Here is a 15,406-nt window from a genome sequence, read left to right on the forward strand (position 1 = left end):
GGCTGTTTATTCCTGAATTGACACCCTAATCGGCCTCCAATACAATGGCCTCACGCTCGGTTAGTGCGTAAAAAGGCCGGTTTTGAAGGCGAAGGATTTAATGATAACCCTTCCGCCAGAACCCCGACCCCCCTCTCTAACTCTCCCCCTCAAGGGGGTAGAGAACCTAATGGGAAGCCCAGTGGGAGGTATGGTCTAGCCTGGCGGACGGAGCGTGGAGCTAGGGCTTCAACCTCACTTTAATCCTCTCACATCAAGGGAGAGGAAGAAAAGGGGATCTCTCGTCTCGCCAAGGCGAGTCTTCGAGCTTGGCCCTTCCTTCGCAAGAAATGAGGGAAGGGACATTAGAGAGGAGAAATGAGTTGCCGCAGCATGATGTAGTTGTAGTTGGGGGTGGAATGGCGGGGATGAGGGCCGCGCTGGCGGCGAAGGCCGCGGGGGCGGAAGTGGCGATGGTTTCCAAGCAACATCCGATGCGCAGCATGTCGTCGGGAGTGCATGGGGGGATAAACGCGGCACTGAAGAAGGGGGACTCGTGGGAGGGGCACGCGCAGGACACGATTTTAGTGGGGGCGTATTTGAATGACCAGGATGCGGTGGAGGCGCTATGCAAGGACGCGCCGGGGGATGTCATTGCGCTGGAACACATGGGCGTGGTGTTCAGCCGGAACGGGGAGGGTCGGATAGACCTAGCCGCGCTGCCTGGGTCTGGGAAGGCGAGGACGGCGTACGCGGGTGACACGACGGGGCATATTATCCAGCAGGTTTTATTTGAACAGATATTGAGGCACCAGATACCGGTGTATGAGGAGTGGTTCGTCGAGGCGCTGGTAGTGGAGGAGGGGGTGTGCAGGGGGGTGGCAGCCAGGGATACGAAGAGCGGGAAGCTGGAGGCGTTCACATCTAAGGCGACGATACTGGCGACGGGGGGCTTCGGGAGGGTGTACGCGCCCAGCACGGCGTCGCTGCTGGCGACGGGGGACGGGGTGGTGCTGGCGTATAGAGCGGGGGCGGCGCTGCGGGACATGGAGATGGCGCAGTTCGCGCCGACGACGCTGAAGAGCCGAGGACTGCTGATTACTGACATGGCGCGAGCTTTGGGGGGGAAGCTGGCGGACAAGGGCGGGAATGAAGTCGTGAGGGCGGGAGCGACTCGGGATGCGGCATCGAGGGCGGCGGCGGAGGCGATATCGGCGGGCCGAGGAGAGAACGGGTATGTGTTTTTGGACCTCCGGGGAGTCGATAAAAAGGTATTGTCGGGCCGACTGCCGGAGACTCGAATGATGCTGAAGGACCTGGAGGGGCTGGACCCGTCGAAGGACTTGATACCGGTGAAGCCGGCGATGCACCGGCCCATCGGTGGGGTAAAGACGGATGCGCATGGGGCGACCAGTGTGGCAGGGCTATATGCGGCTGGAGAGTGCGCCAGCAACGGGGCGCATGGGGCGGGCCGGCTGGGAGGGAATTCGATTTTGGATAGCGTGGTGTTTGGTCGCCGGGCGGGGGAGTCGGCGGTGGGGCATGCGAAGGAGGAGAGAGGTGGAGCGCCGATGGTGGGAGACGTGATGAAGGGACTGGAGAGCAGCCTGGCGTCGGCCAGCGGAGATATTTTGCCGGGGGTAATAGCGCGGGAGCTGTCGTCGGTGATGAATGGGAAGGTGGGAATCAAGAGGGATGCATCGGGGCTGAAGGAGGCGTCGAAGGCGATAGAGGTGCTGAGGGAGAGGTATGGGCGGGCGGGGGCGAAGAACGCGGCGCAATATCGAGAAGTGGGGAATATGCTGGACTTGGCGTCAGCGATAGTGGCGTCGTCGTTGGCGAGGGGGGAGAGCCGGGGAAGCCACTATCGGTCGGACTTTCCGAATCGGGATGATAGAAACTGGCTGAAGCATACGGTGGTGAATTTTTCGTCGGAGGGGCCAAAGGTGGGGACTGAGGCGGTGAAGATTACGAAGTGGAAGCCAAAAGGGTAGGGGATTGGAGTAGAATGGAAGGGTTGGTTTGAAGACTTTTCGAGCGAGAGGTAAATAGGGACCAAAGGAAAGCCCTGGAGGGTGTGGTGGAGCCTGGCGGACGGAACGTAGTGCCAGGGTTACACCCTCATCCTGCACCTTCCACCATCAAGGGGGAAGGAGGAACCGGACGGCTGCATAGTGCTGAACTTGGTGGCTAGGTCATAGTGAGGCCAGATTCCTCGACTATGCTCGGAATGACATAATCGGAGTGAGTAATGGAAGTAAAGATTAAGGTGAAGCGGAGCAGCCCGTCGAGCAACGGGAAGGCGGCGTGGCAGGTGTATACGGTGGATATAGAGAAGGATGCGACGGTGCTGGACGCGCTGGCGAGAATTCGGGAGGAGATGGACCCGACGCTGGCTTTCGGCGGGGGGTGCCGCACGGGGATGTGCGGCGGCTGCACTATGGCTATCAATGGCGACGGGCGCATCGCATGCCGGTACACCGTTGGGAAGGGGCTGAAGGGGGCGGACGAGGAAGGGGAGGATGCGATATCGCTGGCGCCGATAAAGATGACCACGGCGGTGCGAGACCTTAGATATGACGAGGAGCTGTTCCACTGGTCGAAGCTGCGGGCAGTGGAGCCGTGGATTGAGCCGAAGGCTGCGCCGGCGGAGGGGGAGCATATCATGTCGGCGACGGAGGCCGGGGCGCTACAGGAGGCGATGGCTTGCACCAACTGCGGGCTGTGCGACCAGGGCTGTGTGGTCATCGCGGTGGACAAAACGTATTTGGGGCCGGCTGCGCTGGCGCACGGGTATCGAACGGTGTTCGACCCCCGGGACTCGCGGACCAAGGAGCGGCTGGAGAAGCTGAGCCTGAAGAAGGGCATATGGGATTGCGCGCACTGCTTTGAGGCGACGGAGCACTGCCCTCGTGGGGTGAGGCCGACGCACTACATATTCGACATGCATGACAAGGCCATGGAGCACAAGGCGGGGCCGTCGTACGTGCGAGGACATTATGGGAGCTTTGCCAGGTCGGTGAAGGCGCACGGGTGGCTAGACGAAGGGCGGCTGGCCTTGGAGACGGAGGGTTTGACGAACGTGCGTGGGCTGCTGAAGCTGCTACCGTTCGCGCTGAAGGCGGGAGCGAAGGGAAAGCGGCCAATGCCCTACGTGCTGCATCCGAAGCGGCCCGGTGCGGAGCATATCAGGCGGATTTTTGAGAAGGTGGAGGCGAAGCAGAAGAAGGAGAAGGGTGATGAGAAGGGGCATGGTTAGGCCTCTTTCGTGTGGGAGAACTGAACAGGTGGGAAGAAGGGGATGTCCCCCTGAACCTCCACCACGACCCCACTCTCTAACTCTCCCCCTCAAGGAGGGAGAGGACCAGACGGGAAGGCCGTGGAAGGTGTGGTATAGCCTGGCGGACGGAACGTAGTGCTAGTGTTTCACTCTCTCTTCTGTTCTCCCCTATCGAGGGAGAGAAGGTGAGAACATGAGTCGGCGGATGGCAACTGGCACTTTTCAATAAATGACAGCAAGGGTTTGAGAAGAAGGAGAAGAAGTAATGAAGTACGCGTTTTTTCCTGGCTGCGTGTCGCGGGGAGGGTGCCCGGAGCTATACCCATCGGCGGTGAAGGTGGCGGAGAGCCTGGGGTTCGAGCTGAAGGAGATGAAGGACGTGGGCTGCACGGGGGCGGGGGTGCTGAGCCGGGAGGTGTCTGACCCGATAAACGCGCGGACGCTGGCGAAGGCTGAGGCCAAGGGGTTGCCGATGATGACCATTTGCAGCACGTGCCAGGGGGTGCTGACGCAGGCCAACGCTCGATTGCAGGAGAAGGAATATCGAGACTATATCAACAAAGAGTTTTTGGCCGAGGAGGGACTGGAATATAAGGGGACGACGCAGGTGCGGCACATGCTGTGGTCGGTGGTAGAGGATTACGGCGTCGATAAGCTGAAGACGCTGGTGGTGAGGCCGCTGAACGGGCTGAAGGTGGCGCCCTTCTACGGATGCTATTTGATTCGACCGCCGGAACTGATGGTGCCCGGGGCCTTCAGGAAGACGCGTCGCAGCGCGCTGGAGAACATTATCGAGGCGCTGGGAGGCGAGGCGGTGAAGAGTTCGGGCCGGACGAAGTGCTGCGGGTTCCCGATATTGACGTCGAACGAAGAGAACTCGCTGGCTATGTGCGGCGACCACACACTGGACGCCAAGGGGAAGGGTGCGGAGGCGATGGTGACGCCATGTCCTCTGTGCCACCTGGAACTGGACGGGAAGCAGGCGGACGCGGCGGCGCACAAGGGCGAGAAGATCGACTTGCCTGTGTTGCATCTGCCGCAGTTGATAGGGCTGGCGCTGGGGTTTAGCCCCAAGGAGCTGAATATGCAGCGGCACCTGGTGTCGACGAAGCCGGTGGAGGCGAAGCTGGGGCTGGTGGAGATGAAGGTTTAGGGGGAATACCCACCCCGTAGATGGGTGGTTGGTCCCTACCGCCCAACACATCGGGGTAGCATAGGCTCTGTCGGTAGGAATCTAACCAGATTAACACTTGGCCGTTCCATTCGAGCGGGAACAGTTACTTCTTAAGCTTTTCCAGGAACTGCTTTCTGAGCTTGGCCACTTTGGGGGCAATTACTAGCTGGCAGTAGGGCTGGTAGGAGTTGGCGCGGTAGTAACCCTGGTGATAGGCCTCAGCCGGGTAGAAGATTTGGGAAGGCAGAAGCTGGGTGACGATGGGATTGGGCCAGAGTTTGACCTTAGTTAACTCGATGAAGGCTTGCTCGGCGGCCTTTTTTTGCGCGGGGTCGTGGTAGAAGATGGCGGAGCGGTACTGGGTACCCACGTCGCCGCCTTGACGGTTGAGGGTGGTAGGGTCGTGGATGGTGAAGAAGACGTTCAGTAGGTCTTTATAAGAGACGACGGTTGGGTCGAAGGTGATCTGGACGGCTTCGGCGTGGCCTGTCGTGCCTGAGCAGACCTGACTGTAGGTGGGGTTGGGAACGTGGCCGCCGGAGTAGCCGGAGACGACTTTATTGACGCCTGCGAGCTGCTCAAAGACGGCTTCGAGGCACCAGAAGCAGCCGCCTGCGAGGGTTGCGGTCTCCGATTTTCCTGCCATTGAGTTCACCCATTACTACAGTGAAACTGAGGACGCTCTAACTTTACCACCAATTTGGGTCAAGCGTCGCTCTCAAAGGAGAGAAAGTTAGATGACGAAAATCATGTTTGGGCACTAAGAATCCAGTGTATAATCCCCGCCGAAGATGGATGGAGGAGCGTCGCCATGCCTAAATACTGGCTGTTCAAATCGGAGCCGAACGCGTATTCATATGACGATTTGGTGAAGGATGGGGTGGCGGAGTGGGACGGGGTGAGGAATTTTCAGGCTCGTAATACGCTGCGGGATGATATCAAGAAAGGGGACAAGGTGCTGTTTTATCACAGTAGCGTAGACCCGCTGTCGATTGTGGGGACGGCGGTGGTGACTCGGGAGGGGTACCCGGACCACACGGCGTGGGACTCGAAGTCAGACCATCCGGACCCGAAGAGCACGAAATCGAACCCCATATGGTATATGGTCGATATAAAGGCGGAGAAGCGGTTCAAGTCGCCGGTGACGGTGGAGATGATGAGATCGTCGGCGGCGCTGAAGAATATGGTGGTGCTGAAGCGGGGAATGAGGCTGTCGGTGCAGCCGGTGACGAAGGAGGAGTTTGAGGCGGTGGTGAGGATGGGAGGGTAGGGGGAGGTAGCGTCCGCTTTGTCTTTTCTCCACAAGAAGGGGTAGAGGGCATTGGCTTCAATGCGGCCTGCTTGACCGATGATGGAAGCAAGGCATCAGTCCGAACAGATTCCTCGACTATGTCCCGATGAGTACATCGGCACTCCACTCGGAATGACAAATCGTTAGCATTTTAGTAATAAACGAGCAGTGGCAACGGACGGTACGTTGAGGCTTCTCGAACCCTCGGCGAAGGACTCTCTGTGACTGTGGGCGTTAAACTTTTGGAATGGTTGCGGCGGCACGTTCGTCGCGGGCGGGTTTGTTGGTGATGAGGGGACCCGGGGTCTCGGCGGGTTCGGGGAGGTCATCGATGCGGCGGAGAGGGCGTCGGAAGGCGGGCATGAGGAGGCCGAGGAGGGCTAGGAGGCCGAGGACGACAGCGGCGTTGAGGGCGAGGGCGGTGGTGACGCCCAGGGCGCCGGCGAGGGCGCCGATTTCCAGCCCGCCGACGTTGTTGCCCAGACCGACAGCAAGTTGCTGAGCGCCGAGGACCCGGCTGTGCATGCTGGCGGGGCTGGCCATCAGCATTATGCCGCTTTGCATCGTCGAGAAGCCGACCTGGGTGAAGCCGAGGCCGAAGAGGAAGGCGAAGGATAAGGCGAAGAAGGGGGAGATGGCGAAGCCGAGGAGAAAGGCGCAGACGCCTATGGAGCCGAAGAGGAAGAGGAGGCCATGACGCTTGATTCGACCGCCGAAGGCGCCGAAGGCGAGGCCGCCGAGGATGGTGCCGAGGCCGTCGGCGGAGGCGAGGAGGCCCATGAGGCCGGGGCCTACGTGGAGGTGTTCCTGGGCAACGACGGGCACGAGGATTTGGTACTGGAAGATGACGTTCATGGGCACTGTAACGGCCAGGACGGCGGCGATGGCGGGGGTGGAGAAGGCGAATTTAAGGCCCTCGGTGATGCTGGCGAGGACGGGGCGTTTGGGGAGGGTGGAGGGGGGGTCGTCGAGTCGAAGGCGTAGCACCAGGGTAAGAGAGGTGAGGTGGAGGAGGGTGAGGGCGGAGTAGGCGGAGACGGCGGTGTTGGTGACCTGGAGGAGGATGCCGATGGTGAGGGGACCGATGATTCGTCCGATGCTGAAGCCGATGTTGTCCAGAGAGAGGGCCTGGATGAGGTTCTTTGAGCCGACGACGTGGAAGGTGAGGGCACGACGGCTGGTGTTGTCGAAGGAGCGGGAGCCGCCACGAAGGACTGCACCTACGAAGAGGTGCCAGGGCTGAATCGCCTCAGAGGCGAGGAGAGCGAGGATGGAGGAGGTGACGAGGACGTTGAGGAAGAGGGAGGCGAGGACGACCTTTCGTCGGTCAACGCGGTCGCCGACGGCGCCGGCGAAGAGGCTGAGGGCGAACATGGAGCCGGTGCGGCAGAGGCCGGCGAGGGCCACCTGCCAGGGGGAGCCGGTGAGCTGGAGGACAAGCCAGCCGAGGACGAGGATTTCCGACATTTCGGCAGTGGCGGAGCTGACGCCGGTGGACCACAGGAGCCGGAACCTGGGGTTTCGCAAGACCGCAGGGAGGGCGGCGCGGGGTCTCATGGGCGGGCTGATGGAAGGTTGTTGAGGAGGGAGATGTGGGGCATAAAAACGACGGCTCATTGTATGCCAAAGACGAGGAGATACCAAGGGGAGGACGGAGGACGTTTTAGCGTTTCGGAGCCGTCGAAGAGAGAGATGATTCACGTTTATGCGAAATCTGACGGGTTTGTCAGTCCATTTGGATATATGTTGAATAGTCTTTTAGTGGTAGGAACTGCTAGGGAGGGCCTGTTTTAATGAAATAAGCAGCGCTCGGTCCCGACGCAAAGGTTGGGATGGGAAGACAGGCGGATGGCTGGGTAACGATGGAGATACCGAGCCTTTGTAAACCACCTATCTATGGGCGGTGGGCAGACCGGCTGAGCGCTGCCCGCTATAAGACATCTGCGGAGAGCAGGCTAGAGGTCCCTCAATGACCAATGGGTGTTCATGAAATTAAGGGCCAGGCCCACCAAAGCAGTTATCACAGTTTTTACCTACGTGACGATCCAAAGCCACCTAGTTTTCGGCGTTGCGCATTGTCAGAAGGCATGAAAGAAAGAGGTGAAAAATGGTAAGAACGCCACACAGACATGACCGAGATGTCGATCACGAGCACGACGACTTGACGCATGACCATCCGCAGACTCGGCGCACGGCGACGAGGTACGATGACAGGCCGGTAGTGGACAGGCACGTCGGTGAGCAGGAAGTAGAGAGCCACCGTTCCGTGAGCTGGATGCCGTGGAGCCCGGCGCAGATGATAGCGCTTACTGGCGGTGTGGCCTTCATGGTCCTGGGTGCGCTGGCGGTGATCCGAGGCGGGTTTGACGATATCCAGGCGCACACATCGGTCTGGACATTCCACCATACTACGCTTATGGGGCTGATAACTATAGGCTTTGGAGGGCTGTTGGCCCTAGGCGGAATGGCACCCAACCTGAGCCGAGCTATGATGGTCTTCCTAGGTGTCGTGGCTCTGGCATTTGGCCTCATAGTGGTGATAGAGCCTGCCGCAGAATTTCACGAATGGCTGGGCGTACATGACAGGAACGGCTGGCTGTACATGATAATCGGCGGGTCGATGCTGCTATTGGGGCTGATAGCGCCGGTGCTGTTTGGATCGCAGGATGTCCATAGCCGTCGCTCCGCAACCAGGTATTAGCCATTAGGGGTTGCGTTGAAATTGCAGGGAGAGACGCATCATGCGTCTCTCCCTGTGTCTCACAAAGCCTGGGATGGGACGGAAGCGTGGAGAGGCTATAGGGGATGTCTATCCATTCGGACGGACGAGAATACTTTTTGAGCATCACCAGTTAGTAACTCTTCCCGCTTAGGATAAAGATAGAGAGCGATTTACAGTCGCGACGCGGGCATCGTCAAGACGTTGTATTAAGCGGATATAGAAGGAATTGGACCTGCGGTCTTGGGGAGAGTGGATGGCGTTGGGAGGAACAGGCCGCAGAGATTGAAAGACTCGCAATGATTTCATGGCTGGCTTGAGCTATTTGAGGAGCGTTCTATGGCGACCACAGCGGCTGAAGTCCTAATCGACAGGCTTTATGACTGGGGAGTGGATGTTATTTTCGGGATGCCTGGGGACGGGATAAATGGGATTATGGAGGCGCTGCGGACTCACGAGGACAGGATTAAGTTCATTCAGGTCAGGCATGAGGAGTCGGCGGCGTTTATGGCGTGCGGGTATGCCAAGTTCACGGGGAAGATAGGCGTGTGCCTGGCGACATCCGGCCCGGGTGGGATACATCTGCTGAACGGGCTGTACGACGCGAAGCTGGACAGACAGCCGGTGCTGGCGCTGACAGGTATGCCGTTTCACGACTTGCTAGGGACACACACGCAACAGGACGTGGAGCTGGATAAGCTATTTTCCGACGTGGCGCAGCACAGCCAGAGGATTATGGGGCCGTCCCACGTGGAGAACGTTGTGGACTTGGCGTGCCGCACGTCGCTGAGTTACAGGACGGTGAGCCATATAGCGTTTCCGGTGGATATACAGGAGATGGAATATCCCGGGGAACGCTCCAAACGGAACGTGCCGAACCATACGTCACAGGAGTGGGCAGAAGGGGCGGGGATGGCGTCCAGGGAGGACCTGCTGCGGGCCGCCGATATATTGAATTCGGGAAAGCGGGTGGCGATCCTGGCGGGGGCTGGCGCGTTACACGCCACGGACGAACTGGAGGCCGCGGCGGAGAAGCTGGAGGCGCCGATTATCAAGGGGCTGCTGGGGAAAGCGTGTGTGCCGGACGACAGCCCGTACACCACAGGACAGATAGGACTGCTGGGCACCAGGCCGTCGCAGGAGGTGATGGAGCAGTGCGACACGCTGCTAATCGTGGGCAGCACGTTCCCATATATCGAGTTTTATCCAAAGCCCGGACAGGCGCGGGGTGTACAGATTGAGCTGGACCCGGCGCGGGTGGGGCTGCGTTACCCGGTGGAGGCGGGCCTGGTGGGGGACAGCCGTCGCACGCTGCGGGCGCTGCTGCCAATGCTGGAGAAAAAGGATGACAAGGGTTTTCTTCATAAGGCGCAGCAGGGGATGGACCGCTGGTGGGAGCTGGTGAAGGGCCAGGGCACTCGCGACGATAAGCCGATGAAGCCGCAGGTGGCGGCGTGGGAGCTGGGGATGCGCTTAAGGGACGACGCGATAGTTTCTTCCGACAGCGGGACGATAGCGGTGTGGTGGGCGCGGCATATTCCGGCTCGAAGGGGGCAGATGTTTTCGCTGTCCGGCACGCTGGCGTCCATGGGGAACGGGCTGCCTTACGCTATCGCGGCGCAGGTGGCGTACCCGAACCGGCAGTGCGTGGCGTTTGTGGGCGATGGGGGATTTTCTATGCTGATGGCGGACTTTGCCACGTGCGTAAAGTACAACTTGCCGGTAAAGGTTGTGGTGATCAAGAACAATACGCTGGGGATGATTAAGTGGGAGCAGATGGTGTTCCTGGGGAACCCGGAGTATGGATGCGAGCTGCAGCCAATCGATTTTGTGAAGTTCGCGGAGGCGTGCGGCGGGAGAGGGTTCAGGATAGAGGACCCGAGGGAGTGCGGGTCGGTGATGGAGGAGGCGCTGGAGTGCGAGGGGCCGGCGCTGATTGAGGCGGTGGTGGACCCCTTTGAGCCGCCGATGCCGCCGAAGGCGACGCTGGAGCAGGTGACGAACTTCGCGAAGTCGCTAATAAGGGGGGAGCCAAACAGAGAGAAGATAGCGCTGACGGCGATATCAAGCAAGGTGCGGCAGCTTATCTGAGTAGATTAACCGTGTTTTTATGGAGAACACGGTGGAACGATAGGCTAGCCCGGAAGGGCAGGGCCTAATGGATAGAGAAGGTTGCGAAGGGCCGGCGTAAGGCCGGTATCACACCATAGGAGGTCACCGTGAGAGAACAAGAGATGAATCAGGGCCAGGGAGGCATGAACCAGTGGAAATGCGAGAAGTGCGGCGCGAGCTTCACAAATCAGGAAGAGCTCGACAAGCACAATAGCATCCACGTGGAGGAGGAGGAGACCAGTAAGGCGGGAGCCGGAGGAACGGGCGGCGCACGCGGCGAGATGGAGGGCGGCGGCAATAGGGAGATGAGCTAGACCCAGGCCGCGAGCCGGCTAGAATTGGGCTGAATACCTATAGGCCCCTTCCTTGGCCTTTACCGGCAGAGGAAGGGGCTTTTTCTTTTTATGCACGCCTGTTTTGATGAGATGTTACCTTGTGAAGCGGTATGGGATACCATTCCCTGGCCCCTTTCCCGACTACATCGGGACTGAGTACAGCCTGCTGGAAGGGGAAGAGAAAATAAGATCACCTCATCATCCCCCTTCGACAAGCTCAGGGCAGGCCCTGTGTAAGGAGAAGAGGGGGGGGGGGACCTGAGGTAGATACTCAGCTCGCTCCGAGAATGAGGTGCGGCCAAGCTCTAGGGAGGTACCTGAAGTGGCGATAGGGTTGCGTGCGCCGAGAGAATTCGAGAGCGGGGGATGGAACGCGCTGACCGCTCAAGGAAGGCGGTTAAGGATGTGGTCGGCGGTGCGGAGGGCTAGGGCTTCTATGGTGAGGCTGGGGTTGAGGGCGCCGGCGGTGACGAAGACGCTGCCGTCGCAGATGAAGAGGTTTCTCACGTCGTGGGAGCGGCAGAAGGGGTCGACGACGGAGGTGTTGGGGTCCATGCCCATACGGCAGGTGCCGAGGAGATGGCCGGAGCCGGTGGTGTGGAGGATTTCATCGGCTCCGCCGGCGCGCAGGACTTCCTCGCCGTGGCGGGCGGCGGCTTGGAGCATTTTATTGTCGTTATCGTCGTAGCTCATGGTCACGTGAGCCACGGGCACGCCGTTTTTGTCCGTCTCGCGGGCCAGGGTGACACGGTTGTCCTGGCGGGGGAGCATTTCGTTCATGGTGACAAGGGAGGTCCAGTGGGTGTAGTGGTCCATAACATCGAACATCTTTTTGCCCCAGAGGTCGGGCCTGCCGGTGAGGAGGGTGGCGATGAAGTCGATGGGGAAGTGGGCGTTGCGGACCATAGAGTAGCCGCCGGTAAAGTCGCGGCCCTTTTGGGTGCCGTAAGGGTCTTGCGAGATGATGCCGACAAGTGGGGTTATGAAGTGGTCCATGGGCCCTGGGAAGCGGCCATAGACCTCAGTCTGGGGGTGAACCATGAGGTTGCGACCGACCTGGCCGCTGCGGTTGCAGAGGCCGTCGGGGCACTGTCCGGTGGCGGAGTTGAGGAGTAATCGGGGAGTTTCGATGGAGTAGCAACTTACGATGATGATTTTGGCCTGCTGCTCGGCCTCTCGTCCCTCGTGGAGGTAGGTGACGCTTTTGGCGTGGCCGTTGTCGTCGACGTTGATGCGGAGGGCGAAAGAGTTATCGCGGACTTCAGCGCCAGCGCGGACGGCGGCGGGGATCCAGGTGACGAGGGCAGTGCTCTGGGCGTCGCTCTTGCAGCCGTTGACGCAGAAGCCGTAGTACATGCAGGGGCTACGGCCATCTTTTGTGCCTGTGAGTATGGCGTGGGGTGACATAGTCCATCGCATGCCGAGCTTTTCGAAGCCGCGAGCGATGACCTCATCGCCGGCGGAGAGGGGGAGTTCGCCGTGAGGGTATGGGCCGTGGAAGCCGCCCCAAGGGAAGTGGTGGGGGCCAAAGACGCTGAGGAACTCTTCAGCTTTTCGATAGTAGGGGGAGAGGTCGTCGTAGGTGAGGGGCCAGTCGGGGCCGCTGCCCTGCATAGAGCCTCGGAGGAAGTCCTGGGGGTGGAGGCGGAGCTTGATGGAGGTAAAGTGGATCGTGCTGCCGCCGACGGCACGGCCGGTGTTGATTCGGCCCAGGCTGATGGGGTGGTTGCCGCCGCTTATTCGGAGGTCGTCCCAGTCAATCTTGCCGAGCATGGCGAGCTCGTCGTTGACGAAGTCTTGCTGGGTGTCGAGCCAGGGGCCGGCTTCTAAGACAACGACAGACATGCCGCCTTCGGCGAGGGTTTTGGCGAGAGTACTGCCAGCGGCGCCGGCGCCGACGATGCAGACGTCCACGGGGCCGGTGTGATGTTTCATGATGTCGCGGGAGGGTTTCATGGGGGCTCCTCCTGGCTTCTAAAAAGAGGCCTTTGTTTTAAGCGGGGCGAATTAGTGGGGGGCTGGTACCCTACCGCCCCGATTATCATGCGGGGTCTCGCGATTGATATAGGTAAATAGAGGTGCTCGACACACTGAAGTGTGCGGCATAGGTCTTATTGGCGGCTTTGTAGCGTACGGTGTTATGAAGGTCTGGATGAGGTGTTAGGGGGATGGAAGTCATGTTCTCGCTTAGTTTTAGAATTTGTCCCAGCCGGGTTGGCGGCGGTGGCGTTGTTTTGTCTGCCCGGCAGTGAGCCAGAGGTAGCCTTCAGGGTAGGCGGGGCCGGGGAAGCCGATGCGCATCCAGGCTTTGGGGTGGGCGAAGTATCCCATGAGGGCTTTGGCATATAACCGGAGGAAGAAGGCGCTGCTGGGGATGCGCTGCCAGACCTGGCCTTCCGCATGGCCTTTCTGGATGGAGCGTAGGACTTCATCTTGCTGGTCTAGTGAGAGTTGGAGGAAGGGCTTGCTGAATTTGGCCTGGGCGGTCTGGCTTATGCCCTGGAGGCCTTGATGGAAGAGTTCTGGTTCGTCGGGCATGTCGGGCTGGCGGTCGCCGCGGCCCAGGGGCTTGCCGACAGCCCAGTCGAGGAAGCCGACGAGGTCGATGCCTTCGTCTTGGGGGATGAGGCGCTGGAGGATGGCGGCAAGGGTGGTGGCTTCGTCATCAGAAAACTGCTCAAGGCGAGGGCGTGAATAGTTGGTCTTGAGGCGATTTTCGATGACTTGCCGCTCGACGCCGTCCCATCGTTGCATCAGCTTTTGGTATTCGTCTGGGGAGTAGCGGGTGGGCATGGCGTCGTCTATTAAGGAGTGCCTGCGATGTCGTCCCAATAATAGACCAGGAGGGCGAGACCGCTGAGGGTGGCGTACATCATAGGCATAATGAAAGGCGGGCCAGCCATGAGGTTGCGGAGGTTGACGCCGCCTATGTAGGAGGCCACGCCTCGGATGTGCAGCATAGCTCCCATGAGGCCTTCAACGACGCCGATGCTAAACATAATAACGTAGATGATTTCAATGACGTCTCCCTGGACAATGCCCATGAGGACGGCGATGGCGATGAGGAGGGGGGGGTGTAGAGGACTGGCCCCCACATGAAGCGGCTTCGGAAGGCGCCTCGCCAGTGGAAGAGGGTGAGCTGGGTCCCGACCATGAGGTAGGCGGCGGCGGTGAAAAAGTAGAGGAATCGTCCCAGGGGCCATCCATCCCAGGCATCCACTGCCACTACACCTCCGAAATCCTTAATTCTATGGCGGCCCAGTTGTGAGGGAAGTGCAATTATGAGAAAGGAGTAGGCGGGAAATTGGGAGGGGCTAGTAACGGGAAGTTAGGGAGAGGCGACCTCGCCCCTACGTTACCAGACGGGTTGTGGTGAGGGATGGCAGAAGCTAGGTTCTAGGCATAACAGATTCTTCGACTGCGTCCGCCAGAGGCGGACTTCGCTCAGAATGACAATTCTGTTTTATTACTAGTGTCGGAATGGTTGACCAGCGTTTTGGGAAGGCACCGGTTGGCGGGATGGGGTGTTGTTAGCGGACGGCACGCTGAGGTTTCTCGACTACCCCATTCGGCTACGTCCGAGTACAGACTTCGCTCAGGGCTAAAGGCTCACCGAAATGACGTATATCCCAACCCCTATCCAGCCCCTAGTGGGGAAAGGGCTAGATTCCAGCTTCCGCTGGAATGACGGAGGACGGTGGAGGGCGGTTAAGAGAGGATGGCCTGGAAGGAGACGCCGAATTTGGACTTGTAGTCCACGATTCGGTTGAGTTTCCAGCCGCCCCATTTCTGGGGAGGGTCGCTAGCGGCCCCATGGAGTCTCAGGTCTTCGGAGGTCTCTTCGTCGGTGATGATGGCCATGCGGGAGCCTGGGGCGAAGAAGGGAAGGCGGTCGGAATGCCAGGTGTTTTTCTTAAGTAGGTAGCCGACGGAGCCGTCGATGAGGAAGATGCGGATGTCCTCGGTAGAGGGGATGGCATGGGGGTTGTGGGGGTCGGTGGGGGGAGCGAGGCCGACGATGGCGGGGGCGCCGCTGAGGGGGAGGAAGGACTGGGTGACGTTGAAGTGCTGCTCCAGGATGCTGAAGGTGAGGCCTTTGTAGGGGAGGAAGGCGGCGCTGATTCGGGTTTTTCCGCCCTGGAAGTCGACGGGGAAAGACCTGGGAGGGTTGTGGGGAGCGTCGCCGGGGTCGATGAGCTGGCCGAAGGGGGCGAAGGTGTCGCTGGTCATGCGCTCGACTTTTATTTGGAGGGTTTTGGGCATGAGGGCCTCCTATGGGAGGTGATGGGGGCAATTGTAGTGGGGAAAGGTTGGTATGGAAAGCCAGCCTTGGCTTTAAGTGGGGTGCCCTCATCACCCTTAGTCCCTCTTCTCCCGACTACGGGAGAAGAGGGAAAGAAAATAAGGATCACCTCATCACCCCCCTATCCCCCTCTTCTCCTTTGCAATTAGGAGAAGAGGGGGCACCAGAGGGGAACGGGATGCCATAAAAACCTCGCCGATAAAGACAGAACAC

General features: G+C 59.7%; 13 protein-coding genes. 7 read left to right on the forward strand and 6 right to left on the reverse strand.

Annotated elements, in window-relative coordinates; all coding sequences use genetic code 11:
• The first annotated feature begins 329 nt into the window (after positions 1–329).
• The 3 genes from FJ320_06675 (at position 330) to FJ320_06685 (ending at position 4,412) form a co-directional block, all read left to right on the forward strand.
• Positions 330–1,973, forward strand: a complete 1,644-nt coding sequence (locus FJ320_06675) for an FAD-binding protein (GenBank protein MBM3925660.1) — start codon at positions 330–332, stop codon at positions 1,971–1,973.
• A 257-nt stretch (positions 1,974–2,230) separates the two neighbouring features.
• The gene (locus FJ320_06680; GenBank protein ID MBM3925661.1) at positions 2,231–3,238 is read left to right on the forward strand and encodes a hypothetical protein; all 1,008 of its coding nucleotides are present in this window, start codon (positions 2,231–2,233) and stop codon (positions 3,236–3,238) included.
• Positions 3,239–3,524: 286 nt separating this feature from the next.
• On the forward strand, positions 3,525–4,412 hold the full coding sequence (locus FJ320_06685) for a heterodisulfide reductase (protein ID MBM3925662.1): 888 nt from the start codon (positions 3,525–3,527) through the stop codon (positions 4,410–4,412).
• A gap of 124 nt (positions 4,413–4,536) precedes the next feature.
• Here the strand turns inward: FJ320_06685 and msrA are convergent, their stop codons facing one another.
• Positions 4,537–5,079: a peptide-methionine (S)-S-oxide reductase MsrA gene (msrA, locus tag FJ320_06690; protein MBM3925663.1), complete on the reverse strand. Its 543-nt coding sequence runs from the start codon at positions 5,077–5,079 to the stop codon at positions 4,537–4,539.
• Between the two features lie 165 nt (positions 5,080–5,244).
• Here msrA and FJ320_06695 point away from each other — a divergent pair, with 165 nt between their 5' ends.
• A complete protein-coding gene (locus FJ320_06695) occupies positions 5,245–5,703 on the forward strand; it encodes an EVE domain-containing protein (protein MBM3925664.1) in 459 nt (152 codons plus the stop codon).
• 255 nt (positions 5,704–5,958) lie between these two features.
• Here FJ320_06695 and FJ320_06700 read toward each other — a convergent pair whose 3' ends face one another.
• Complete coding sequence (locus FJ320_06700; GenBank protein ID MBM3925665.1) at positions 5,959–7,341, reverse strand: MFS transporter; 1,383 nt, start codon at positions 7,339–7,341, stop codon at positions 5,959–5,961.
• A 490-nt stretch (positions 7,342–7,831) separates the two neighbouring features.
• Between FJ320_06700 and FJ320_06705 the strand changes: the two genes are divergently transcribed.
• The 3 genes from FJ320_06705 to FJ320_06715 all read left to right on the forward strand — a co-directional run bounded on the left by FJ320_06705 (position 7,832) and on the right by FJ320_06715 (position 10,869).
• Positions 7,832–8,425 carry a hypothetical protein gene (locus FJ320_06705; protein MBM3925666.1) on the forward strand — a complete coding sequence of 198 codons (594 nt, stop codon included), beginning with the start codon at positions 7,832–7,834 and terminating at the stop codon, positions 8,423–8,425.
• A 357-nt stretch (positions 8,426–8,782) separates the two neighbouring features.
• Entirely contained in the window at positions 8,783–10,534 is a 1,752-nt protein-coding gene (locus FJ320_06710; protein ID MBM3925667.1) for a pyruvate oxidase, read from the forward strand.
• A 128-nt stretch (positions 10,535–10,662) separates the two neighbouring features.
• Positions 10,663–10,869: a C2H2-type zinc finger protein gene (locus FJ320_06715; protein MBM3925668.1), complete on the forward strand. Its 207-nt coding sequence runs from the start codon at positions 10,663–10,665 to the stop codon at positions 10,867–10,869.
• 405 nt (positions 10,870–11,274) lie between these two features.
• Here the strand turns inward: FJ320_06715 and FJ320_06720 are convergent, their stop codons facing one another.
• The 4 genes from FJ320_06720 to FJ320_06735 form a co-directional block, all read right to left on the reverse strand.
• A complete protein-coding gene (locus FJ320_06720) occupies positions 11,275–12,846 on the reverse strand; it encodes a GMC family oxidoreductase (protein MBM3925669.1) in 1,572 nt (523 codons plus the stop codon).
• Positions 12,847–13,083: 237 nt separating this feature from the next.
• On the reverse strand, positions 13,084–13,683 hold the full coding sequence (locus tag FJ320_06725) for a gluconate 2-dehydrogenase subunit 3 family protein (protein ID MBM3925670.1): 600 nt from the start codon (positions 13,681–13,683) through the stop codon (positions 13,084–13,086).
• A gap of 11 nt (positions 13,684–13,694) precedes the next feature.
• Positions 13,695–13,985, reverse strand: a complete 291-nt coding sequence (locus tag FJ320_06730; protein ID MBM3925671.1) for a hypothetical protein — start codon at positions 13,983–13,985, stop codon at positions 13,695–13,697.
• 613 nt (positions 13,986–14,598) lie between these two features.
• Positions 14,599–15,153: a hypothetical protein gene (locus FJ320_06735; protein ID MBM3925672.1), complete on the reverse strand. Its 555-nt coding sequence runs from the start codon at positions 15,151–15,153 to the stop codon at positions 14,599–14,601.
• Positions 15,154–15,406: the final 253 nt, after the last annotated feature.

Source organism: SAR202 cluster bacterium, assembly GCA_016872285.1.
Taxonomy (GTDB): Bacteria; Chloroflexota; Dehalococcoidia; order Lucifugimonadales.